Genomic DNA, 20,837 nt, shown 5'->3' on the forward strand with positions numbered 1-20,837 from the left:
TTGTTATATCTCACTCAAGTCAGGGCGATCCCGATAATAACGATCATCAGGCCGAGGACCGACAAAAACAAAGCGCCAGTGTTCCACGGCACAACTTTGCGTACGGCGTCTCGCAGTTCGTCATCGCTGAGCCCGGCACTGCGGGCCTTCCAGACCTTGAGAATACACCAAAACAAGCCAGCAAGTCCCGCCAGCGATACTGCTGCCCCGATCCAGACCAGACTTCCCATTGCGTTCACCTCAATTGTGTTCTTCATCTCTGCGCTAAAACAACTGCATCGAAACTGCAAGCGCAGCGGTTTGGCAATTCGTGCATATTCCTCGGGATTGAGGCTTGCGGCGTGTGGGCTGTGCCAGTAGGGAATGGGTCTGACAACAGAATTTAAACGTTATGAGGCCGAGATGAACGATATGAATTCAGATGCAACTTATCGCGTTACAGCAGATGAATTGCGCCAGTTTGTTGAACGGTTTGAACGCCTTGAGGCTGAAAAGAAAGACCTTGCTGAGCAGCAAAAAGAGGTCATGGCCGAAGCCAAATCGCGCGGTTACGATACAAAGGTTTTGCGTAAAATTGTTTCCTTACGCAAGCGGGACAAGGATGACATCGCCGAAGAAGAGGCCGTTCTTGAGCTTTACAAAGAAGCTTTGGGCATGATGTGATACCTGTGCTCTCCTGCACGGTTGGATCTGCCGGAGAGCAGCGATTTCTGGTAGTTGCTAGATCGGTTGAATGATTTTCAGATTTGGAATTTCACTGATCCGATCAAGATCGGCGTCATACAATTCAGTCATCTGCTCAGTTAACTCTTGGCTCCAACCCGGGAGTTTAAGTTCGTCTTCAAGAGCGTCCTCTCGTGCGAATTTCTCGATGAAGGCAACAATGGCACGCTGCGTTTGTACTTCGGTTAAACCGTCATGGCCCTCCATGAACGTCTGAAATTGTTTTAACCCACCTTCGCTCAGGATTTCATGCATGAGGGCGAATTCCCCCTCAAATGCGACAGTGCTGTCAATTTGTGTCATCTCCCGGATGACTTGGGACCAAATCAATGGAGTGTCTTCATTGCACCAAACGGTCAGGGGTAAATCAGGGAATGCTTGTCGGATGCGAACAAAGAAGTCTGACCAACGCACGGAATGCAGATTGTCGCCAAGCAAACGTTCTTGCGTCGAGCTGTCATGATAATTGTAAAATATCAACGGCAAGAATGACGCAGGATTGCGAATGGCCATGAACATTTCAAGCTGATCATTCGCAAAAAGATTCTTTATAGCACCGATACGAGTTTCTGCTGAGCGATAAAGCTCACCTGAGCCAAAGCACATTTTTTCCGTTCCGAAAAAACCGGAGTTTGAAATAACATGTCGATCTGCCTTAGATGAGCCAATAACGGCTTTTTGCACCTCGCTGAATGTCGATGATGCCGAGAAGGGGCTGGTGTCATTCATTGCGGTACGGATCAATTTACGGTATCCGGCCGGGCGAGGGATGTTTGCGCCGTGTTGTTGAAACAAGGAAGAGTTCTTCATCAGGCAGTTAATCAGCCTGTCTTCGTCAGTAAGGTGTGCGCCAGTGTGTAAGACGATCTGCATCTGTGGTCCATTTGGGGTAATTCGCATCGTTACTATAGATTTATTTAGAAACAGATAAACCGCTTTCGATGTCCCATTTCGTGCATTTTCTATCTTGAAGTGGATCGGCGATATGCGTATGTGCATCCGCAAGCCCCTATAGCTCAGCTGGTAGAGCAACTGATTTGTAATCAGTAGGTCCGCGGTTCGAGTCCGTGTGGGGGCACCATTAAATCAATAAAACAAATACTTAAGTCCTTGACTCGCAGCCACTCAAGGTACTGCTCTCGTCAAGTACAGCATAAACACAGTTTTTCTTCATGAAATTGGCTTAGGGGATTGCTCAAGGTGCGTTCGTGAGGTGGAGGTCGCAAGCTCAAAAAAGATGCATTTTGCGCTTCATAGTGTTCAAGATTGTGTATGCGTTCTAGAGAAAAACACTAACTGTGAGGTAAGCGCTCAGCTTCGAGGTCTTGCATCTGGACATGGCGGCGCTGTGGCTTGCGGATCACGGCTGGAGAGCACGCGCAGGTGTCTACCATACCAGAAGCAACAATGAGGTAGTTGGTCTATCAACGGATGCGACTGATACTGACGTCAATCTTGCCGTTCATATTGCGCACTCGCAGCTCTGCGAATCTTATCGAGAGGAATTTTGGCATTGGAGCCTGTGAATTTCCTTTGCTTGAAACCTGCAAACCGCTACCCACCTCAAACGCCGGATCCGAGTTCGCGACCGGTCATGTTTTTGGCTACGATTGACGCCTATTTTAGGCATCCCCGACGACCAACAAAGTTGAGAGTTGACCGGGCCTCCTTTGCTGGGCCCGATCAATCGGCGTTGCGCCTGTGTTTGGGCTTGCGCTCTGGCAATGGCGCGGGTTTCCACGAGGGGCTTGCCACTGCTTTCCGAGGCCATGGCCTCATTAACAAGGTGCTGTACGGCGGCGATCTTGGAAGTGCAGTTTTGATCATGACGAGTCAGATCGCACATGTATTCACTGGCGTTATCAAAACGCCCTGTCTTCATCTGCCGCTCAACCCAGTCTTGCATCGCACCGGGAAGAGAAATATTCATGCTGGCCATCTCTCGTCCTCCTGCTTTTAGCATGCCAATAAATGGGAAGTCCTGCCATAGGAGCATATTCCCATGACGTTTGGCTAAGCAACAAAACGCATAAAGCGCAGCTTTATGCGATCTTGAAAGCATTGGCGGATCTGGACCCGCGCAAGGGCGCAATCAACAAGACCTTCGCAGCACTGGCAAATCAATGGCTGATGGAGCATCATTTCACACTGGCGCATCGCATCTCGCAGGAGATATTTCCGATGACGACGGATATGCATTGGCGAGAGATATTGGTGGATGGAACAGTCAAGGGATTGAGTTCATTACCGGATGCGCTCTCTCAAAGTGAGAGCAGTAATCAACTCAGGAACTCATGGCAAAAAGAGAAATGTAGATGTATCAAAATAGGTCATTTCCAAGCATTGATATATTTAGGTAAAGGTGGAAGCATGATGACCATCACTGCTTCGAAACACTCACTCAAAAAGAATGATCTCTATGAAAGTGGGGTATGGGCAGTAGAATGGATTATCCGCACCCTGAAAGGGCTTTGGCGCGATGGGGTGGTCTGGGACCCCTCGGCCGGAAATCATCGTATGGTGGGACCATTCTATTGGGCAGGAGCCAAAACGGTAATAACATCGGACTTTACCACTCATGGCATACCGCACTCTTGCATCCTGGATTTTCTCAATCATGGGATGCCAAAAATCGATACGGGCGATTTTGATCTGAGCACAAATCCACCAAACGGACATCGAAATGTTATTGCGCAAAAGTATGTTGGGCGCGCACTGGAACGATGTGATGGGTTCGTAGCCCCCTTGTTGACAGACGAATTTGTTCTTGGAAGCGCGAGAAAACGCATGTTCCACGATAACAGAAGATTTCGCGCGAAATTGGCCTTAGTCGACTGGACCTCATGGGAAGAAAATGGGAAAACTGGTACTGAGGAACATCCCTGGTACATCTGGGGGCCGCGCGGGGCAAAACCAATTAAGCCTGATCTATTGTATCAAGATAACCTTTCCAAGAATGGTGTCCGATGATGATCCAACCCGTCAACAAACGTCCGCCAAAGCAGAAGTTTACGACCAAAGGAACTAGAAACTCAGGCGTTGCACCAACAGGGCTTTGGATTGGCGTTTTGATATTGTTGCTGATGTCATTGCGCCCAACATTGACGCGATCACATGTCGAGGGTTTCAGTTATCTAACAGAAACCATGTCACTGTTGTTGCCCGATATTGCCTCGACAGATCCATTATGGGGGATGATACACAATTTTTTCTATTTGTCCCGTCCGGGTACAATTTGGTTGATGGCGCCGCTGTCAGATCTTGCGCCAGGATCTGGCTACGATCTTCTGATGTGGATCATCTTACCGATCTTTATGGGCGGTCTTGTTGTACTCACCAAGCTTTGGAGTAAGACAACTTGGCTCGCGAGTGTTGCAACATTATTGTTTCTGCCAATCGTGATCGATGCCCAGTTCTTTTTCAACGATAACGTTGTGGCTGCAAGCTTCGCCATCTGGGGTCTTATCTTGCTTGAATGGTCACGACGGTTGGTCTGGATATTTGCTGCTGGTACGCTGCTATCAATCGCATTGCTATGTCGACTAGACCAGATATTATTGCTTCCGCTATTTTTGTTTTTAACTGTCTTCGGATCACGCACGTTCGCCATAGCATTGCAACGTAGTGCAGCGTTTTTAAGTGGCGCGATCATGATCCACTTGCTTATGGCTCTCGTTGACCCGCAAGCGGCAAATGTCATGTTTCGTATCGAGGTTGCGTCTGCTGCCGATACGCTTTGGGACCGTGGTAACGTAAATCTGGCTACCAAATTCTACCGTGATCTATCGGCAGCCTTACTTGCATTTGGAGTTGGGTTACCTGCCATCTTCTTTGGATTTAAGATTATGGAAAGCAGGCGTCGCCTTGCTAAACCTGATGGATGGCGTAGTCGCACGCATACCTTGCCATTGATCTTAATGGTCTATCCGGCTCTTATCTATGGGATCACACTAGGCAAATATTACGATCCACGTGCCTTTATGACTCTTATCCCATTTCTAGCAACAGCAACTGCCCTGTCACTTGATCAGTTTGTCCTCATGCCTTTGGTAAGGTACGGGAACGAATTCAGCTCTAAGACGGAGAAGCTCAGTACACGAACCATAGTGATTTTAGGAGCTTTCTTGGTTCCCGGTGCTCCGATGCTATCATCATTTTATCCAGTACCCTATGAATCTGAGAACGCAATTCCAACACTGACCGGTCGAATCTGGTTTAGCGATAAATGGATGGAATGGCAGAATGCATTTTTCAAGTTAGAAAATCATACGGTTGCTTTGCTCTACGCTATCGAAGATGCCGACACAACCGCAGCCGTGATCTCCTATAATTGGACTGAGGAACGCGCGTTACAGAATGCATTGGTCATCGCTGGGTATCGAATTCTACCGCCTGAGTTGGCTGCGTGCTCAGAATATGCGACGTATTGGCGACACCCGAACGGAGCAGAACTCTACCACATTCGGTCCCATATTCCGTTCTTGCCTGATTCCACCACAAACTCAGCAGCCATCTTCCTAGAAGGTGGCCAAGCATGCCTAAATGAGATGCGGCCAGAGGCGCGTTTTGCTTTGGTACCCATTACATCGCCCTTGCCCAAAACTGACTTAGTGGAGAATGTTAATCAGACATATCGGCTGTCGGATGCCGAGATCTCCGCTCTCGCTCACACCTCACGTAAAATATTGCTGCAAGGTAATGTCACAGGAGATTCAGATCCAGAAATAGAAGCCAAAAAAATTCTTGAGGCTGCAGACGCTGCCCTGAACGCGCAATAGGAGCGCTTCGCGGTCACGTGCTCAGCCGTGCCTGCATATAGCGTAGTGCTGCTGCCGGTGGAGACGTGACAAAATCATCAACTTGTTCTGGCGTGCCGAGCATGCCCACATCTTCCAGAGCGATTTGCGAAATTTGTACTATAGCACCTTCCGCGATCATTTGATTGTAAAGCGGCGCGATATAGCGCTCCCCCATCTCCTCCTGGCCAGGCGTCGCAAAGTAAGTCTCATAAAGGGAGCAGTAGCGGGCAGCACTGTCAAACCAATAAAGGCCAACGGTGGCATGATCAGAAATACGCTTTTTCTCGCGTAGTTCCACGACGGTGCCTTGCGCATCTGTACGGGCAAAAGACCAACCTGTGCCAGGAGCGGGAAAGCAGGGAATCCAGCCAGCCATATCTTTAACAGATGGTGGTGAGATCACTTTGGGGTCTACAAAAGTATCGATATTGTAGACCGCAAAGGGTTCTTTTTCTGGCGCATTTTCCGCCAACAAATACGCACTCGTCGCTTGTCCGTCCGTAACGTCATCTATAGTTTTAACAACCACATCCGTTAGGCCAAGTACCTCTGCCCGTTTCTGGATATAGGCGGTAGCTCCACATCCACTGCGAGCCAAAAACATAAAGCGATACCCAGCTTCATGGAAAGCCATAAGGCTTAGTATGGACCAGTCAAAAAGTGGTATACCGTGTGCTTCAATCTCATATTTTGGACGCGTATAGCCCACTTTCGTAAACCGGCTGCCACGCCCAGCCATTGTAATCGCCAGAATACCAGTCATACGTCGTCTTCCTCAATCCGAATAGCGAGGCGGTCACGCTCCATCAACGCCTCAAGCTCTTCAAAGCTCAATTCAACAAACTCTCGTGGGCGCACTGCACGGTCGTCAATGTAAATCCCTTGCCGGCCAGGCCATGGCTTTGCCAAGTGTAACTCATCAAATGGAATGTCATGTTTTACTAACCATTTCAAAAGGGTAGGCCCGACATTCTTCGTGATCTTACCCGGATTACCGTCATTGCTACGCATGCCGCGTGCGGTAGACAAAATGATATGCCAGCCATCAATATGTAGTGCCCTGATTTTTTCTATGATACGTGGTTCCGGTACAAGATCGGCATAATCCTCATGTGAATGCTTTATTGGACAGAGCGTCCCATCAATATCGACAACAAGGGCGCGCTCGGTTTCAATCATGCTAAAGATTCCAATTCAGTGATAATTTCTTCTGCTATTAATGCGAAACCAAGTAATTTGCGCGGATGATCCAGATGTAATGGTAGCATTGATAAAAATAGGGAGGCTTCTACTGCGCGCACCTGCGCATAATCCCAACCCTCATCTGCAACCCGTCGTTTGAAACGATCCCGCACCCAGTCTGGCGCCCCCCCACGGTGACAGTTAAGTTCCATTTTGAGATCGGCGTTCACTTCGATAGAGAACAGTCCGTTGTTAACGAAATCATAGCTACCGCAAAACGAATGTGACAGCTTGGCGATGTCATAAAGCGGATGCATCATCGCATCTTCTCGGTTGAGCGCACCGCGCGGATCAATCAATCGGATCAGCCCTATCCGATGATCAAACAAGATATTCGACAAACATGGATCACCATGACTGAACGCAAGATGCTCTCCTTCAAAGGATGATAAGGCCTTCTCAATCAATAGAGACGCCCGCTGTTGCAGGCCTGCCAATCCGTAATCTAAACCACCAGCCACCAATAGCGCATCAATCTGCTTGCCTTCAGGTTTGGCAAGAAAAGTCGTAAGGCGATCATGCATCTTTGTGATAATTTGCACCTTGCCTTGCTGTTCAACATTACTACGGCCGACCACATCACGATCACGTGCCGCGATGAAGGCAAAAAAATGGCTGAGCAATTGATCAAAATTGGCCTGTGTCATCGACCCCAGAACAAACTGAAGCGCCGCATCTGGCACGCGCAGATACTCCATTCGATAAGAAGCCACGCCGTCGGCTTCTTCGTAACCAAACGTGGGTAGTAAGAAACGTTTAATCTCAGGCGAAGCCAGTTTGAAATATTGAAACTCTGCCTTCATTTTCACGATATCTTTTGAACTTTTGACGAAGACACCAGCCTCGGTGAATAGGTTGTTGAAACCACGTGGCTCAGTAGCGTGTGAGAGAAAATCACGTAGGGCATCGGGCTGACGAAGGTCAATAAAATTGATGTCATGGGACGCTGGTGTCGCTTTTTCTGCGAAGAGCAAAAGATAGGATCGGCGATCGGTTCCCGCACGAGCAGAGATCAGATCAATCGCATCGCGTCCAAAGAGAACGGCAGGTGCGTCATCTTCCAAAACAGGAGCCAAAAGGGTCGGATCTAAAGCAAAACGCATCTTTCGGATTACTGGATCCAAGGCATCTAAATTTAATGGGGCTATGGTCACTGGCAACCGAAGCCATCGTGTCTCGCCACGCGCAGATTCAATCCGCCGTGCAAGTTGCTCGGCATCAGCATCAGTACGCAAGATAACTACGTCGTCAGCGCTGGCCGCTACTGCAGCCAGTTCATCAAGGTATCTCCTCCTCCGACGCAACAGATCGCCGAAATGCATATCGCCGATTAGGCCTTCAAGTTGAGGTGGCGGCACTTCACGGTCATCTATAATGACGCATAATTCAGGTATCATTCGACGTAATTCCGCGGTTTATGATCTACTGATCTTGATTGATGTTGTTCATGCTTCAGCCTATCAAGAAAGAACAGCGTCATTCCCGGCCAAAGTAGCAGCTGCGACACCAGTGTAATTGACACTGCGATGCTAAGAATTGGACTCATGGTGTCGCTTGCCCAGAACACGACGAGCCGTGAGCCCAGTAGATCAAGGGCATCTTGAAAAATTTCAGCTGAGTTTATTACTAGGATCATACAAACAAGAAGCTCACATAGCCAAATAAGTAAAGACAAGACGCACAATTGCGGAGCTTGGCGGCGTGCAACCTGTGCAGCATGAACCACTAGGCGGCGTGCTACATCGATCTTCCGCAGAGATCGAAGTGACACCGGGCTGGCATGATTGGAGACAATGTAGCTCTGCACCTCGCTCAACAAACGCGGTCCAACAAAAACAACAGCCAAAGGCACTGTCGCTGCAAGAATCGTGAAAACTCCCAGGGCAAGCGGCACTTCGCTCTTTAAGGCCAGAAAAGCAACGATCGGGACAAGAAAGAGCGAGTCAAACATTCTGTCTAAAAGCAAGACAATCACGGCATAACTTGCTTTTCCGCCCATTTTATAAAGTGCAAAAAAGCGCACAACCTCACCCAATTTGAATGGCAGAAGTAAAGCAAATGGGATTGTCGCGAAATGCATCGCTGCAGTTGTTCGCCCCGACAATTTCAGCGCATCCACGGACAACGCTGCCAGCCGCATTGCACGAAAGACATGGCTTAGGAGATAAAGGGCACCAGCTGAAATCGCGATATAGGCGGGAACAACATCTGTAATTGCGATCATCGCCGCTACGGCAATGGCATATAGCATTATGTAGCCGCCAAGAATCGCCGCGCGCTGCGACCAGCCCATTTTTTTCCACATGCCCCTGATCGTTCCAGACAGATAGCCGCGCCGCGCCGTCATAGTCTCCACCGACCTATCTCTGTCGAAGAGTACGTTGCACGCGCAATTTGGCGGTGTTCGCCATGAAGAAATTTCCGGCGACTTATTAAACGCAAGGTTAGGATTCTTATGATTTGCATGCCCATCTTTCCCAACTTCGCGTTCGAGACTTGATCATCCTCTCGCCACGTCAACGGAAAGAACTTAACGCTCAACTTCCGAGCTGTCAGCGCGAGAATAAGATAGTAGTTAAAAGTTAGATCATCTGCGAACTTGATATGGAAATCATCATCAAAAGCAGAGACCTGAAAAAGATTCAAACCGGATCCCAAGTCATAAAGACGCTTTCGAGATATCAGCGAAAATATCCAATTGAATGTTCTGTTCGCAATTGTCCGCAATGGTGAATAGCCCTCCAACCGCGACCCAGGCATAAACCGCGCTCCCATCAGGAACGCATTACACAGATGTTGCTCATTTTTCAGAGAGTCGACAATATCCAGAATCGATCCTTGATCATCTCCGTGAAGGACAATCAGGTGTGTGAACCCCTCTTTCCGTGCAAAGTTAATTGCAACTTTATGGGAGCCACCTAATCCATAGTTGTCATCGTTACTCAACAGCACTCGTAACCCCAGGTTCAGATCTGCCAGAATGCCTCCTGCCATCTCGGCGGTGTCATCCGTGGATTGGTTGTCGATACAAACGACGCCGTCAATCAATGCAGCCACATCTGGATGACGCAACTGATGTAACACGCGCGGGATTTGAGCCGAACAATTGTACATCGGGATAAATACCAAAATACTCATGATGTGCCTGCCGTTGAGGATTTGATGTATTCACGCTGTGTGAGCCATTTCATAAATACGAAGTTCGCAAATAATGTTAATGGTGTCACCAAGATCTTGCCTAAACCCGCCGCGAGCGTGAGCGCTTCTGTTCCAAGTATAGTACTAAGGTTAGTTAGGTAGGCCTCGGTCCCAAACGCGATCCCAGCGACCAATCCAGACGCAACTGAAATAGCACAGAACTGCCATCCAAGGTAGAGGATGTAGTTTTGTGGTGTTCCAAGTCGACGCCGCGAAAACACAAATAATCGAGACATGAAGTAAACAATGGTTACCGCTAATCCTGAACCGATCAGGCTTGCGACAAAGGGCGTTACACCGGACTGAATAATCATCATCGTGGCCGCAACATCTATGACCCAGCCAGATCCAGAAATAATCGCGAAGATGACGAAGCGATTTCTGATTAGATTACACATCGAATTCTTTAGCTCCTACTCATTAGGTGTATTTCGTTGGTCTCCCCCTCTAGACGTCTACCCCAAGACGATCTGGGTCGACAATGGAAGAGAAGGTGGTGTCAGGCTAATTAATTCAATGTCCAACATCCGCATGGGGTTTGAGCACATCATGCCAGCGTTCTAACTTGTTAAATTGTTCATCTATGTTGGGAAGTGAAAGGTCGGCGAAAGAGAAGTTTCGATCAGTTCCAGCGTCGTCAAAAGCAGGCACAATCGAGTTCGAACTTTTACTGGGAGACCGCACCAGATAATAAATCAAGACTGAACAGTCTTTCGGACTTGCACGTAACAAGGCAGGGCAATAGAAGAGCCAATGATTTATCTGCCCGCGTTTTGCGCGGCACAACGCTATGGATGAGGACGAACATGCAGGTCACCGAGACCCTGAACGAAGGCCTGAAGCGCGGCTACAAACTGGTTTTGAGCGCAGCAGAGTTGGACGAAAAAGTTGTAGGCAAGCTGAAAGAAGCTCAGCCTGAAGTGGAACTGAAAGGTTTCCGCAAAGGTAAAGTGCCACTGGCCCTGTTGCGCAAGCAATTTGGCGGCCGCGTTCTTGGCGAAGCCATGCAAGAAGCTGTCGATGGTGCGATGTCACAGCACTTTGAAGACAGCGGTGAGCGTCCAGCAGCCGAGCCTGACGTCAAAATGACCAATCAGGATTGGAAAGAAGGCGATGACGTAGAAGTTGAGATGTCCTATGAGGCACTGCCAGAGATCCCAGAAGTTGACCTGAAATCGGTTAAGCTGGAGCGTCTGGTTGCCAAAGCCGATGATGCAGCCGTTGAAGAAGCGCTGGCCAATCTGGCTGAAAGTGCGCAAGACTTCAAGGATCGCAAAAAAGGCACCAAAGCCAAAGATGGCGATCAGGTTATCATGGATTTTGTTGGCAAAGTTGATGGCGAAGCCTTTGAAGGTGGCAGCGCCGAAGATTACCCGCTGGTCTTGGGTTCCAACAGCTTTATCCCTGGCTTCGAAGAGCAACTGGTTGGTGTGAAAGCCGAAGAAGAGAAATCCGTAACGGTTTCCTTCCCTGATGAATATCAGGCTGAGCATCTGGCTGGCAAAGAGGCTGTCTTTGATTGCACAATCAAAGCTGTGAAAGCGCCTGCCGCTGCTGAAATCAATGATGAGTTGGCTACGAAATTCGGTGCCGACGATTTGGCTGCACTGAAAACACAAATCAGCGAGCGCCTTGAAGAAGAATATGCCGGTGCAGCACGTGCTGTGCTGAAGCGTGGATTGCTGGATGATCTGGATGGTAAAGTAAGCTTTGAGCTACCTCCATCAATGGTTGCAGCTGAAGCCAAGCAGATTGCGCACCAGATCTGGCACGAAGAAAATCCAGAGGTCGAAGGCCACGATCACCCTGAGATCGAAGCCACAGATGAGCACAACACTCTGGCCGAACGCCGTGTACGCCTTGGCCTGCTGTTGGCTGAACTGGGCCGTAAAGCTGAGGTTGAGGTTAGCGATGCAGAAATGACCCAAGCGGTTATGCAACAAGCGCGTCAATACCCAGGTCACGAGCGTGAGTTCTTTGAATTTGTTCAAAACAACCCACAAATGCGTCAACAACTTCGTGCACCTATCTTTGAAGAAAAGGTCATCGACTATGTTGTTGAGCTGGCGGATGTGACTGACAAAGAAATTAGTAAAGACGAGTTAGAAAAAGCCGTAGAAGAGCTGGACAAAGAATAAGGTCAAATATGATCTGAAAACTAAAAGGGGCTGTCGTATGACAGCCCTTTTTTAATTGTGGTGTCGTTTTGATTTCTATAATTCTATTTTGGCTTAGCTTAACGCTTGTCGCAAAGCGCGTGCCGCCGCTTTTTCACGTTCGTTAACAGCCGTGGAAAGCTGATCGTCAAAATAATCCTGCAAATCAATACCAATGTCGGGAGATGTTTCGTCCAAGAGAGTGCTCGCAAGCTCGTCTTCAGGGATGTAAATATTTCCAGTGATGCCGGCAAAATTCCGCACTCGGTCGATACGCTCTTGAGAGCATTCGAGCAGGGCTGCCATGGCTTTGACCTTGCCCATGCTTACCGTCTTTCCAACGTAGTCATATGGCGCATTATCGGAGCGCATCAGGATGCGGTTCATGACCGGGTCAATCACAGTGATGATATCTTCGATGCCGGAGTTGTGTGCATATTCCAGAATGCCAACCATTAGTTCGCAGGTGGCATAGCCAACAGATTTACAGCCTTGGCCGCGATCCAATCTCTCGCGGTCAACGCAAAAACGGGTGGATTCCCACATCAAGGCGCTGCGCAGCGGTGGCTCACCACATAGAATGTCGCTAAAAACATCCGACAACATATGTGGGCCGGTTGTTTGTAATAATCGGGCGCAGCCAGTGACCTTCAGGTCTTCGTCCAGTTGGACAACATAGGCTGGATTTTGGTCGTCAAAGTCGTCAATTTCGCGGCCGTTCGTAATATTGACGTCCCACCCCATACGTTCACTGAATACGCGGGCTCTTAGCTGGTACATTTCGTCAAGTACTGGGCCAAATGTGTTTTTATTGAGCGCGTCAATGACGAGTATCATCTATCTGTTCTCCCCTAAAAGTTGTAGGGAGAATGTATCAGGTCCTGTATTTGTGGGTATTAGGGAAATCCCGTAGAGGCCTTGAGTGGCCTAACCTGGAACGATAAGACCTAAAGAAAGGGCGCGCCCGACAGCTTGCGCTGTTGTGAGGGCGAATAGTTTCTCGCGGCTTGATCTTAGGTGAACTTCGACAGTTCGAGGAGAGATTGACAGGATATCACCGATGTCTTGTTGTGATTTTCCAGCTGCGGTCCATTGCAGAATTTCTTTCTCCCTTGCCGAGAGGTGAGGAAAGCGCAGGCTTTTCATCATTGCGTCAGATGTCATTACCGCATCATGCAGATACACGGCGGCGGATTGAAGGTTTCCGATGATCTTTGTTCTGAGTTTCTGCCAATCCACCGCAGATACCGAAGCAGATACACTGAATAACCCGACCTCACCGTATGGGCCGCGGACTGGTATGGTTAGGCCCGTATCGGGCAGACCAAAATCGCGTGCTTGTGTGAAGATGCTTGTGAACTGTTCATCACGTTCCAGGCGGCTCCAATCCACTGGAGCGATGCTACGTGATGTTTTCTCAATGGTAGGATCCAGAAGATGAAGGCCATGTTCCATATAATGGTTTTTCCAACGCTCAGGATAGGTGGTGAAAGCATGCACTGTTCCATTAAAAGGATGGGCTGACGCATAGGAGGCATATTCTAGGCCTAAGTTTTCGCAAACATTCCTGAGATGGCCGACAAAATCTTTTTGGCCATCGGGCATATTTGCAAGGTCAATTAGTTCCATAAAGTGCACGGACTTTCGTGAATTACGTGGTTGAGTAGCGAAACAGTGATTACTATCGCTACTGGCGCTGATTATGCGTGAAGCAAATGCTTATTGTCCACTCATGTTGTGATTGAGCTACAAAATTATGGTCAATTTATAGAATACTATACGTAAATGCGAACAAACAACGGGGCGGTAACTTACTGTTGCGAAAATAGGAATTAGACTCTGAGCAAGTAAAAGCGCCGCGCAGAGGACTGCGCGGCGCTAAAATTCGCGACGATCACGTTAATTTAGGCGTCGTCGCCTGCGTAGTCGTCTTCAGATGCAGCGGAGCCGATATCGTCGAACAGTTCGGCAATTTCGAATTCAGCGGCTTCTTCGGCTTCTGCAGCGGCTTCCTGGATGGATTTGCCGGTTGATTGCAGTTCTGCTTCTTCTTCGGAGCGGGCAACGTTCAGAATGATTGTTGCGTCGACTTCGGGGTGAAGAGTGACGATCACGTCGTGCAGGCCCAGCTCTTTGATCGGGCGGGCAAGAGCAACTTGCTTGCGATCAACAGTGAAGCCATCCGCAATTGCAGCATCAGCTGCGTCACGGGTGCTGACAGAACCGTACAGGGCGCCAGAATCGGAGGCCTGACGAATCACGACGAATTGCTGACCTGTCAGCTTTTCGGCCATCGCTTCGGCTTCTTTTTTGGTTTCCAGGTTGTTTGCTTCAAGCTGGGCTTTGCGTGTTGCAAAGTCCGCGATGTTGCGCTCGGAAGCGGACAAAGCTTTGTGCTGAGGCAGCAGATAGTTGCGTGCGTAACCTGGTTTGACGTCTACAACGTCGCCCATTTGGCCAAGCTTAGCTACGCGTTCGAGAAGGATAACTTGCATGTCAGGTTCTCCTTATTTCACAGCGTAAGGCAGCAGGGCGAGGAAACGGGCGCGTTTGATAGCACGGGCCAGTTCACGCTGCTTCTTAGCCGAAACGGCGGTGATACGGGACGGCACGATTTTGCCACGCTCAGAGATATAGCGTTGCAGCAGTTTCGTGTCTTTGTAGTCGATCTTAGGTGCGTTCTCGCCCGAGAATGGGCAAACCTTACGACGGCGGAAAAATGGTTTTGCAGCCATGGTTTAGAGTCCTTTCTTCAGGTCAGATCAAGCGCGGCGCTCGCGGCGATCGCCACGTTCGTCACGTTTTTGCATTTGAATTGACGGACCTTCAGCGTGCTCTTCGACCTTGATGGTCAGAATGCGCATCACGTCGTCATGCAGGCGCATCAGGCGTTCCATTTCCTGTACCGCGGCCGAAGGCGCATCGGTTTTCAAGAAGGAGTAGTGACCCTTGCGGTTCTTGTTGATCTTGTAGGCCATTGTCTTAACGCCCCAGTACTCGGACTCAACGACTTTACCGCCGTTGTCAGCCAGTACGGTGCTGAAATGTTCGACAAGGCTTTCAGCCTGCGCGTTGGACAGATCCTGACGCGAGATGAATACATGCTCATATAGCGGCATGTGTGCTCCACTTCTATCTAGGCGCATTTCAAAGGCGGGTCAGAAACCTTTTGCGACCCATCCACGAGAGACTGCGCGGTTCATAAATTCTTGCAAAAGGCGAGGAGCGTATACGATGGATCTTGGGTCTGTGCAAGGTCGTATAACACAGCTGAAACTGCAATGTTTATTGACGGTTTTGAGACCGAATAGAACTTCCCCCATCAGGCATCGGCGAAATGTTGCAGGGGCGGGTTTTGTTTGATGAAAAAAGATCTAAGTTGAGGCCGTGACGACGTGCATAGCCCAAAGTCATTGTGCCGATAACAAACATGAAATCTAATTTTGGAGTACTAAGATGAAACCCACGCTATTGGCTGCCGCATTGGCCATAACTGCATCTGCCGCATTTGCAGAGCCCGAGACATATGCGCTTGATCCAAGCCATAGTCAGGTGGTGTTTTCTTACAATCACCTTGGATTCTCAACAACTTATGGAATGTTCTCGGGATTTGGCGGCGAGATCGCCTTTGATGCCGAAGATCCGGCCAATTCGTCTGTAAATGTCTCGATGCCGATTACATCTATGCTGACCGGTTGGGAGGAGCGGTTTGCGCACTTCATGAGCCCGGACTTCTTTGGCGCAGCGGATGGTGACATGGTAACGTTCGTATCAACGGGTATTGATGTGACCGGCGATAAGACTGCCAACATCACCGGCGATCTGACCATGAATGGTGTGACCAAGCCAGTGGTTTTGGCGACGGAACTGACACAGGCGGCGCCACACCCAATGAACGGTAAGGCATCTTTGGGCTTTGATGCGACTGCAACGGTGCTGCGTTCCGACTTCAATGTAGGAAAGTACGCGCCAAACGTCAGCGATGAAGTTGAGATTGTAATCTCGCTTGAGGCATCCAAAACGGAATAAGGCTCAAATTTTTGAGAGTCTTGAAAAGGCTGCCGGTCGATCCGGCAGCCTTTTGTATGTTAGCCACGTGTTGCGGTCAGGTTGAACTGGATGCTCACGCCAAAGCCCAATGTGCCTTCGTCACTGACGCCCTTGCCGATGTTGAAGTCGCGGCGATCAACCGAGAGTTCGCCTGCGGCGGTCGCGATGTCACCGTCGATCTTAAGCGTAAACGGAATGTCCACAGGGACGGATTGATCACGAATGGTGAGGGTGCCGCGGGCAATCATCTGTTCGCCCTCTGCCACCAGATCAGCCACAAACTGTGCCGTGGGGAAGGTGCCGACGTTGAAATAGTCGGCGGCCATGGCCTGATCAGTGACGGCACCGAGGGATAGGGAGGCAATGTTGATCTCAACATCAACGCTTCCGTGCTTTCCTGTGTCATCGGCTGTTTCGCTGTAGGCAATCGCTGCTGCCCAGTCAGCAAAACCGCCTGTCACGTCAGAGCCGGACTGGCTTACAACGATATTGAGCGATCCGTCTTGAACCTGCCAACTGTTCTCAGTGGTGGTTTCGTCGGTAGGTGAGGCAACGTCTTCATTCGTTTCGGAGATTTCTAATGGCTCAATTTCAGCCAGTTCAATCGTTTCTACAGTGTGCGATTGCGGGAACCACCCCAGATAAGCACCGCCGCCCATGGCTGCAGCCCAGATTGCCAGCGCTGCAATGAAAGGCAAAAAGTGACCGGGTTGTTTTTGCGTTGGGTGAGCGTCAGTTTGGCCTGGCAGCATGCGGCGAAGGGTGGCATCACCATCGATCACATGGTGTTTGACCGCGCCTGCGATGTGCAGAAGCAGCGCGCCAATCAGCACCCACTGCAGGATATAGTGCAGCGTGCCGGTGAGTTCCGCCAGGTGCTCCTCCTTGGGAACAAACGGTAGGTTTTGACCAAATGGCCACCAGATAGGGGCAAAACCGGTGGTGGCGGCATGGTGGATCCAGCCGCTGAGTGGTACTACCACCAACGAACCATAGAGCAGCCAGTGCACGGTTTCGGCGGCCAAAGCCTCGGCTTTGTGATTGCCGTTTAATAACCCCGGTTTGGTTTGGCTCAATGCCCAGAAGATCCGTGCAAGGGCAACAAAGAAGACGCTGACGCCGATGGTCTTGTGCAGCGAAAACAAAAGATAGGCGCGGGCAATGTCTGCTTCAGTCGCGGCAACACCCGTGGTGATGCCATGGGCGACATTATTGGCGATGATCCCAAGTGGGATTGCCGAGAGAATAAGGAGGGCTGTCAGCCAATGAAAGGATTTAGCGACGGACCCGTATGTGGTGGGGCTGTTGTGCCGGGGCATGTTGGCGTCTCTCATTAATTACAAATTGAGTGTGATCTATCCTAACCATACGCAAGAACAATACCAGTTTACGCACAGGGAATGTGCATAGAGCTCGCGTAAGCGTGAGCTTCGCCGTTGCGTCAAGGCGCACAGCGGGGTATCCGGGTAGGGATATATCAGGGAGAATAGCAGAATATGGGTCGAGCATTTGTATTTCCGGGGCAGGGCGCACAGACAATTGGTATGGGCAAGGCCCTCGCGGATGCCTATCCGGCCGCCAAGGCAGTTTTTGACGAAGTTGATGAAGCTTTAGGAGAAAAACTTTCAGACCTGATTTGGGAAGGCGCACAGGAAGACCTTACGCTGACCCAAAATGCGCAACCTGCACTGATGGCGACCTCTTTGGCGACAATGCGCGCGCTGGAGACCGAAGGTGTAACGATTGACGCGGCAAAAATGGTCGCCGGGCACTCCCTTGGTGAGTATTCTGCACTCGCCGCTGCTGGCGCGATTAGTGTTGCGGACACCGCGCGCTTGTTGCGGACACGCGGCAAGGCCATGCAAGAGGCGGTGCCTGTGGGTGTCGGTGCGATGGCAGCCCTGTTGGGGCTGGATTTTGAGACAGCGAAAGCTGTGGCTGAAGAGGCCGCAATGGGCGAGGTTTGCCAGGCGGCGAATGACAATGATCCCGGTCAGGTAGTTGTCTCAGGCCATGCCGACGCTGTTGGGCGTGCAGTTGAGCTAGCCAAGGAACGTGGCGCAAAACGTGCCGTGTTGTTGCCGGTCAGCGCGCCGTTTCATTGCGCCTTGATGGAGCCAGCTGCTGCCGTGATGGCGCAGGCTTTGGGTGAGGTAGATGTCGAGCAGCCTGCCGTACCTTTGGTGGCGAATGTGGTCGCCGAGGCGATCAACGATCCTGCAATAATTCGGTCGTTACTGGTCGAACAGGTCACTGGATCAGTGCGCTGGCGCGAGTCGGTGCTGTCCATGGTCTCTCATGAAGTAACTGAGATTTGGGAGATTGGTGCAGGCAAGGCCCTGAGCGGCATGATCCGCCGGATTGACCGCAGCATTACTTGTCGCAACATGGGCACGCCGGATGAAGTGAAAGCTGCCGCCGAAGCGCTGCAGGCCGAATGATCCTCTGATACAAATTGAGATACGGGCAAATTTTACGTTTGCTACAGAAAAAGGAATGAAACCATGTTTGACCTAACTGGAAAAACAGCTCTGATTACTGGCGCATCTGGCGGTATTGGTGGTGCGATTGCCAAGGCCTTGCACGGCGCTGGCGCAACTGTCGGCTTGAGCGGGACGCGGGTAGAGCCGTTGGAAGCTTTGGCGGCAGAGTTGGGTGAACGCGCGCATGTGCTGCCATGTAACCTGAGCGATCCGGCCGCTGTGGATGCGCTGCCAAAAGATGCGGCTGCTGCGATGGGCGGGCTTGATATTCTGGTGAACAACGCCGGAATTACGCGCGACCAGATCTTTATGCGTATGTCGGATGAGGAATGGCAAAGCGTTCTGGATGTAAACCTGACATCAACCATGCGCCTGTGCCGTGGTGTGATGCGCCCGATGATGAAGGCGCGTTGGGGGCGGATCATCAACATTGGTTCGATCGTTGGATCCACGGGCAACCCCGGTCAGGTGAACTATGCCGCTTCCAAAGCGGGTACGATTGGATTGACTAAGTCCATCGCATATGAGGTCGCAAGCCGGGGCATCACAGCGAATGTTGTGTCGCCGGGCTTTATTGCCACTGCGATGACCGACAAATTGAATGATGATCAAAAGGCTGCGATCAATGGCAAAATTCCGGCTGCTCGTATGGGCGCACCGGAAGAGATCGCTGCGGCAGTGCTATATCTGGCCAGCCCAGAGGCAGGTTATGTGACTGGTTCGACCTTGCACGTTAACGGTGGCATGGCGATGCTATAAACGGGCAGGGCTTGCAATTTTTTGCAGGCCTCCCACTTTGTGAAAATGTTTGCCATTAGCGCGGCATGTGTTATAGGCGGCGCAGACTCGTTGACGCAGGAGTATTTTTTGCGACAATGACCCGGTTGAACGGGAAGAATGAACCGCCCAGATGGGCATAACTAACGCCGTATCCCGGCACGAGCAGGGGCGGTAATTGGGCCAAAGGTCCGGCAAAAGATGAGGAATATGACATGAGCGATATCGCAGACCGCGTTAAAAAAATCGTTGTTGAGCACCTGGGTGTGGAAGAAGACAAAGTTGTAGAAAATGCTTCTTTCATCGATGATCTGGGCGCAGACAGCCTTGACACGGTTGAGCTGGTCATGGCCTTCGAAGAAGAGTTCGGCATCGAAATCCCAGACGACGCTGCAGAAACAATTCAATCATTTGGCGATGCTGTAAAGTTCATCACCGAAGCATCATAAGAATTATAGCATTTTTTAGAATGCCAGAAGGCCCCGGATTTCCGGGGCCTTTCTTTTTGTCGTGAACTATGACGTTATCAGCTTATTATATGCCGATTTGGTAAATTCGTTAAATCGAACTACACTCCATAGTTACAGAACTCTGTCATTCAAATCAGAGCAAGATTGATAGAAAGGGCGCCTCATCATGATCATCTATCCGACAATTGAATTACACAACAATAAATGTGTCTCGTTGACACGTGGCCGGCTGGAGGAGCCAGTGATATGGCACGTCGATCCGGTTGAAACAGCACGCAAATTTGCGGCTGCGGGTGCGGAATGGATGCACGTTACGGACATCAATGCACTGGCCGGAGATGGTGATAACTGCGATTTGATCGAAGAGATTATCCGTCAGGCCGGTATTCCAGTTCAACTGGGCGGCGGATTCCGCGCGCGTGAAGGTGTCGAGCGTTGGATCGACAAGGGTGTCGGTCGGATTGTCATTGGTACCATGGCGGCACGGGATCCTGAATTGGTCAAAGAACTGGCGCGTTCACATCCGGACCAGATTATTCTCGCCGTAGACGTGTTTCAGGGCGCGGTCATGACTGAGGGTTGGCGCACGCAAAGTGCGTTTTCCCCAGAGGATTATATCAACGCGTTTGATGATGTGCCACTGGCCGGTGTTATTGTGACGGATATTGATGCTGACATCGAAGATCAGGATGCAAGCCTTGGTGTGATCACCAACCTTGCGGCAAAGACCCATCATCAGGTGATCGCACGCGGGACAGTGCGCAGTGCCGATGATGTGGCGCGGTTGAAGTATGTTCCAAACATCGCAGGTACGTTGATAGGCAAAGCGTTGCTGTCGAAGGATGTTGATCTGGAAGAAGCGCTGCTGACGGGGCGAGCTGAGCCGGAGCCAGTGGCAGAGTTTCAATAAATTATACAAATCCAACAAAAACGGGCGCG

General features: G+C 50.3%; 23 protein-coding genes and 1 tRNA gene. 10 read left to right on the top strand and 14 right to left on the bottom strand.

What is annotated here, in order from left to right; translation table 11 throughout:
- Positions 1 to 14 precede the first annotated feature (14 nt).
- Positions 15 to 230: a hypothetical protein gene (locus D9A02_RS10525; RefSeq protein WP_120502480.1), complete on the bottom strand. Its 216-nt coding sequence runs from the start codon at positions 228 to 230 to the stop codon at positions 15 to 17.
- Positions 231 to 402: 172 nt separating this feature from the next.
- On the opposite strand from D9A02_RS10525, the gene D9A02_RS10530 reads away from it, so the two are divergent.
- Complete coding sequence (locus tag D9A02_RS10530) at positions 403 to 663, top strand: DUF2312 domain-containing protein (RefSeq protein ID WP_120502481.1); 261 nt, start codon at positions 403 to 405, stop codon at positions 661 to 663.
- Between the two features lie 57 nt (positions 664 to 720).
- Here D9A02_RS10530 and D9A02_RS10535 read toward each other — a convergent pair whose 3' ends face one another.
- Positions 721 to 1,755, bottom strand: coding sequence for a hypothetical protein (locus D9A02_RS10535; RefSeq protein WP_162933033.1), 1,035 nt, complete (start codon positions 1,753 to 1,755; stop codon positions 721 to 723).
- Between D9A02_RS10535 and D9A02_RS10540 the strand changes: the two genes are divergently transcribed.
- From D9A02_RS10540 to D9A02_RS10555, 3 genes are all read left to right on the top strand, one after another.
- A tRNA-Thr gene (locus D9A02_RS10540) sits at positions 1,729 to 1,804 on the top strand. The genes D9A02_RS10535 and D9A02_RS10540 overlap by 27 nt on opposite strands.
- An 890-nt stretch (positions 1,805 to 2,694) precedes the next feature.
- Positions 2,695 to 3,693, top strand: coding sequence for a hypothetical protein (locus D9A02_RS10550; protein ID WP_120500933.1), 999 nt, complete (start codon positions 2,695 to 2,697; stop codon positions 3,691 to 3,693).
- Entirely contained in the window at positions 3,690 to 5,501 is a 1,812-nt protein-coding gene (locus tag D9A02_RS10555; RefSeq protein WP_120500934.1) for a hypothetical protein, read from the top strand. Before D9A02_RS10550 ends, D9A02_RS10555 begins: the two co-directional genes overlap by 4 nt.
- A gap of 13 nt (positions 5,502 to 5,514) precedes the next feature.
- Here D9A02_RS10555 and D9A02_RS10560 read toward each other — a convergent pair whose 3' ends face one another.
- Genes D9A02_RS10560 through D9A02_RS10585 form a run of 6 tightly spaced genes read right to left on the bottom strand, consistent with a single transcriptional unit; the run spans position 5,515 to position 10,360 of the window.
- Positions 5,515 to 6,285 (bottom strand): glycosyltransferase family 2 protein, encoded by a 771-nt coding sequence (locus tag D9A02_RS10560; protein WP_120500935.1) that lies wholly within the window; start codon positions 6,283 to 6,285, stop codon positions 5,515 to 5,517.
- Positions 6,282 to 6,701: a capsular biosynthesis protein gene (locus tag D9A02_RS10565; RefSeq protein ID WP_174232033.1), complete on the bottom strand. Its 420-nt coding sequence runs from the start codon at positions 6,699 to 6,701 to the stop codon at positions 6,282 to 6,284. Before D9A02_RS10565 ends, D9A02_RS10560 begins: the two co-directional genes overlap by 4 nt.
- On the bottom strand, positions 6,698 to 8,161 hold the full coding sequence (locus D9A02_RS10570) for a hypothetical protein (RefSeq protein WP_120500936.1): 1,464 nt from the start codon (positions 8,159 to 8,161) through the stop codon (positions 6,698 to 6,700). The genes D9A02_RS10565 and D9A02_RS10570 overlap by 4 nt, the downstream gene beginning before the upstream one ends.
- Positions 8,158 to 9,111 (bottom strand): lysylphosphatidylglycerol synthase domain-containing protein, encoded by a 954-nt coding sequence (locus D9A02_RS10575; RefSeq protein ID WP_120500937.1) that lies wholly within the window; start codon positions 9,109 to 9,111, stop codon positions 8,158 to 8,160. The genes D9A02_RS10570 and D9A02_RS10575 overlap by 4 nt, the downstream gene beginning before the upstream one ends.
- The gene (locus D9A02_RS10580) at positions 9,108 to 9,902 is read right to left on the bottom strand and encodes a glycosyltransferase family 2 protein (protein WP_216824957.1); all 795 of its coding nucleotides are present in this window, start codon (positions 9,900 to 9,902) and stop codon (positions 9,108 to 9,110) included. The genes D9A02_RS10575 and D9A02_RS10580 overlap by 4 nt, the downstream gene beginning before the upstream one ends.
- Positions 9,899 to 10,360 carry a GtrA family protein gene (locus tag D9A02_RS10585; protein ID WP_120500938.1) on the bottom strand — a complete coding sequence of 154 codons (462 nt, stop codon included), beginning with the start codon at positions 10,358 to 10,360 and terminating at the stop codon, positions 9,899 to 9,901. Before D9A02_RS10585 ends, D9A02_RS10580 begins: the two co-directional genes overlap by 4 nt.
- A 408-nt stretch (positions 10,361 to 10,768) precedes the next feature.
- On the opposite strand from D9A02_RS10585, the gene tig reads away from it, so the two are divergent.
- Positions 10,769 to 12,100, top strand: a complete 1,332-nt coding sequence (gene tig, locus D9A02_RS10590; protein WP_120500939.1) for a trigger factor — start codon at positions 10,769 to 10,771, stop codon at positions 12,098 to 12,100.
- 93 nt (positions 12,101 to 12,193) lie between these two features.
- On the opposite strand, the gene D9A02_RS10595 is transcribed toward tig, so the two are convergent.
- From D9A02_RS10595 to rpsF, 5 genes are all read right to left on the bottom strand, one after another.
- Positions 12,194 to 12,955 carry an acyl-homoserine-lactone synthase gene (locus D9A02_RS10595; RefSeq protein ID WP_120500940.1) on the bottom strand — a complete coding sequence of 254 codons (762 nt, stop codon included), beginning with the start codon at positions 12,953 to 12,955 and terminating at the stop codon, positions 12,194 to 12,196.
- A 90-nt stretch (positions 12,956 to 13,045) separates the two neighbouring features.
- Positions 13,046 to 13,747 carry an autoinducer binding domain-containing protein gene (locus D9A02_RS10600; protein ID WP_120500941.1) on the bottom strand — a complete coding sequence of 234 codons (702 nt, stop codon included), beginning with the start codon at positions 13,745 to 13,747 and terminating at the stop codon, positions 13,046 to 13,048.
- Positions 13,748 to 14,022: 275 nt separating this feature from the next.
- Positions 14,023 to 14,613, bottom strand: coding sequence for a 50S ribosomal protein L9 (gene rplI / locus D9A02_RS10605; RefSeq protein WP_120500942.1), 591 nt, complete (start codon positions 14,611 to 14,613; stop codon positions 14,023 to 14,025).
- A gap of 12 nt (positions 14,614 to 14,625) precedes the next feature.
- A complete protein-coding gene (gene rpsR / locus D9A02_RS10610) occupies positions 14,626 to 14,853 on the bottom strand; it encodes a 30S ribosomal protein S18 (RefSeq protein ID WP_009805008.1) in 228 nt (75 codons plus the stop codon).
- Between the two features lie 27 nt (positions 14,854 to 14,880).
- Complete coding sequence (rpsF, locus tag D9A02_RS10615; RefSeq protein WP_085805755.1) at positions 14,881 to 15,237, bottom strand: 30S ribosomal protein S6; 357 nt, start codon at positions 15,235 to 15,237, stop codon at positions 14,881 to 14,883.
- A 337-nt stretch (positions 15,238 to 15,574) separates the two neighbouring features.
- Here rpsF and D9A02_RS10620 point away from each other — a divergent pair, with 337 nt between their 5' ends.
- On the top strand, positions 15,575 to 16,147 hold the full coding sequence (locus tag D9A02_RS10620; RefSeq protein ID WP_120500943.1) for a YceI family protein: 573 nt from the start codon (positions 15,575 to 15,577) through the stop codon (positions 16,145 to 16,147).
- A gap of 59 nt (positions 16,148 to 16,206) precedes the next feature.
- On the opposite strand, the gene D9A02_RS10625 is transcribed toward D9A02_RS10620, so the two are convergent.
- Positions 16,207 to 17,487: a cytochrome b/b6 domain-containing protein gene (locus tag D9A02_RS10625; protein ID WP_120500944.1), complete on the bottom strand. Its 1,281-nt coding sequence runs from the start codon at positions 17,485 to 17,487 to the stop codon at positions 16,207 to 16,209.
- A gap of 177 nt (positions 17,488 to 17,664) precedes the next feature.
- On the opposite strand from D9A02_RS10625, the gene fabD reads away from it, so the two are divergent.
- The 4 genes from fabD to D9A02_RS10645 all read left to right on the top strand — a co-directional run bounded on the left by fabD (position 17,665) and on the right by D9A02_RS10645 (position 20,808).
- On the top strand, positions 17,665 to 18,609 hold the full coding sequence (fabD, locus tag D9A02_RS10630; RefSeq protein WP_120500945.1) for an ACP S-malonyltransferase: 945 nt from the start codon (positions 17,665 to 17,667) through the stop codon (positions 18,607 to 18,609).
- 63 nt (positions 18,610 to 18,672) lie between these two features.
- Positions 18,673 to 19,410 carry a 3-oxoacyl-[acyl-carrier-protein] reductase gene (fabG, locus tag D9A02_RS10635; protein WP_120500946.1) on the top strand — a complete coding sequence of 246 codons (738 nt, stop codon included), beginning with the start codon at positions 18,673 to 18,675 and terminating at the stop codon, positions 19,408 to 19,410.
- Positions 19,411 to 19,643: 233 nt separating this feature from the next.
- Positions 19,644 to 19,877, top strand: coding sequence for an acyl carrier protein (locus D9A02_RS10640; RefSeq protein ID WP_085805760.1), 234 nt, complete (start codon positions 19,644 to 19,646; stop codon positions 19,875 to 19,877).
- Positions 19,878 to 20,064: 187 nt separating this feature from the next.
- Positions 20,065 to 20,808: a 1-(5-phosphoribosyl)-5-[(5-phosphoribosylamino)methylideneamino] imidazole-4-carboxamide isomerase gene (locus tag D9A02_RS10645; protein ID WP_120500947.1), complete on the top strand. Its 744-nt coding sequence runs from the start codon at positions 20,065 to 20,067 to the stop codon at positions 20,806 to 20,808.
- The last annotated feature ends 29 nt before the right edge of the window (positions 20,809 to 20,837 follow it).

This window comes from Roseovarius sp. EL26, assembly GCF_900327775.1.
GTDB lineage: Bacteria > Pseudomonadota > Alphaproteobacteria > Rhodobacterales > Rhodobacteraceae > Roseovarius.

What these genes read in the sequence shown, in the direction of transcription:
- D9A02_RS10525 (WP_120502480.1), bottom strand. Translation starts at nt 230, where the DNA reads ATGGGAAGTCTGGTCTGGATCGGGGCAGCAGTATCGCTGGCGGGACTT.
- D9A02_RS10530 (WP_120502481.1), top strand. Translation starts at nt 403, where the DNA reads ATGAACGATATGAATTCAGATGCAACTTATCGCGTTACAGCAGATGAA.
- D9A02_RS10550 (WP_120500933.1), top strand. Translation starts at nt 2,695, where the DNA reads ATGGGAAGTCCTGCCATAGGAGCATATTCCCATGACGTTTGGCTAAGC.
- D9A02_RS10555 (WP_120500934.1), top strand. Translation starts at nt 3,690, where the DNA reads ATGATGATCCAACCCGTCAACAAACGTCCGCCAAAGCAGAAGTTTACG.
- D9A02_RS10560 (WP_120500935.1), bottom strand. Translation starts at nt 6,285, where the DNA reads ATGACTGGTATTCTGGCGATTACAATGGCTGGGCGTGGCAGCCGGTTT.
- D9A02_RS10565 (WP_174232033.1), bottom strand. Translation starts at nt 6,701, where the DNA reads ATGATTGAAACCGAGCGCGCCCTTGTTGTCGATATTGATGGGACGCTC.
- D9A02_RS10570 (WP_120500936.1), bottom strand. Translation starts at nt 8,161, where the DNA reads ATGATACCTGAATTATGCGTCATTATAGATGACCGTGAAGTGCCGCCA.
- D9A02_RS10575 (WP_120500937.1), bottom strand. Translation starts at nt 9,111, where the DNA reads ATGACGGCGCGGCGCGGCTATCTGTCTGGAACGATCAGGGGCATGTGG.
- D9A02_RS10580 (WP_216824957.1), bottom strand. Translation starts at nt 9,902, where the DNA reads ATGAGTATTTTGGTATTTATCCCGATGTACAATTGTTCGGCTCAAATC.
- D9A02_RS10585 (WP_120500938.1), bottom strand. Translation starts at nt 10,360, where the DNA reads ATGTGTAATCTAATCAGAAATCGCTTCGTCATCTTCGCGATTATTTCT.
- tig (WP_120500939.1), top strand. Translation starts at nt 10,769, where the DNA reads ATGCAGGTCACCGAGACCCTGAACGAAGGCCTGAAGCGCGGCTACAAA.
- D9A02_RS10595 (WP_120500940.1), bottom strand. Translation starts at nt 12,955, where the DNA reads ATGATACTCGTCATTGACGCGCTCAATAAAAACACATTTGGCCCAGTA.
- D9A02_RS10600 (WP_120500941.1), bottom strand. Translation starts at nt 13,747, where the DNA reads ATGGAACTAATTGACCTTGCAAATATGCCCGATGGCCAAAAAGATTTT.
- rplI (WP_120500942.1), bottom strand. Translation starts at nt 14,613, where the DNA reads ATGCAAGTTATCCTTCTCGAACGCGTAGCTAAGCTTGGCCAAATGGGC.
- rpsR (WP_009805008.1), bottom strand. Translation starts at nt 14,853, where the DNA reads ATGGCTGCAAAACCATTTTTCCGCCGTCGTAAGGTTTGCCCATTCTCG.
- rpsF (WP_085805755.1), bottom strand. Translation starts at nt 15,237, where the DNA reads ATGCCGCTATATGAGCATGTATTCATCTCGCGTCAGGATCTGTCCAAC.
- D9A02_RS10620 (WP_120500943.1), top strand. Translation starts at nt 15,575, where the DNA reads ATGAAACCCACGCTATTGGCTGCCGCATTGGCCATAACTGCATCTGCC.
- D9A02_RS10625 (WP_120500944.1), bottom strand. Translation starts at nt 17,487, where the DNA reads ATGCCCCGGCACAACAGCCCCACCACATACGGGTCCGTCGCTAAATCC.
- fabD (WP_120500945.1), top strand. Translation starts at nt 17,665, where the DNA reads ATGGGTCGAGCATTTGTATTTCCGGGGCAGGGCGCACAGACAATTGGT.
- fabG (WP_120500946.1), top strand. Translation starts at nt 18,673, where the DNA reads ATGTTTGACCTAACTGGAAAAACAGCTCTGATTACTGGCGCATCTGGC.
- D9A02_RS10640 (WP_085805760.1), top strand. Translation starts at nt 19,644, where the DNA reads ATGAGCGATATCGCAGACCGCGTTAAAAAAATCGTTGTTGAGCACCTG.
- D9A02_RS10645 (WP_120500947.1), top strand. Translation starts at nt 20,065, where the DNA reads ATGATCATCTATCCGACAATTGAATTACACAACAATAAATGTGTCTCG.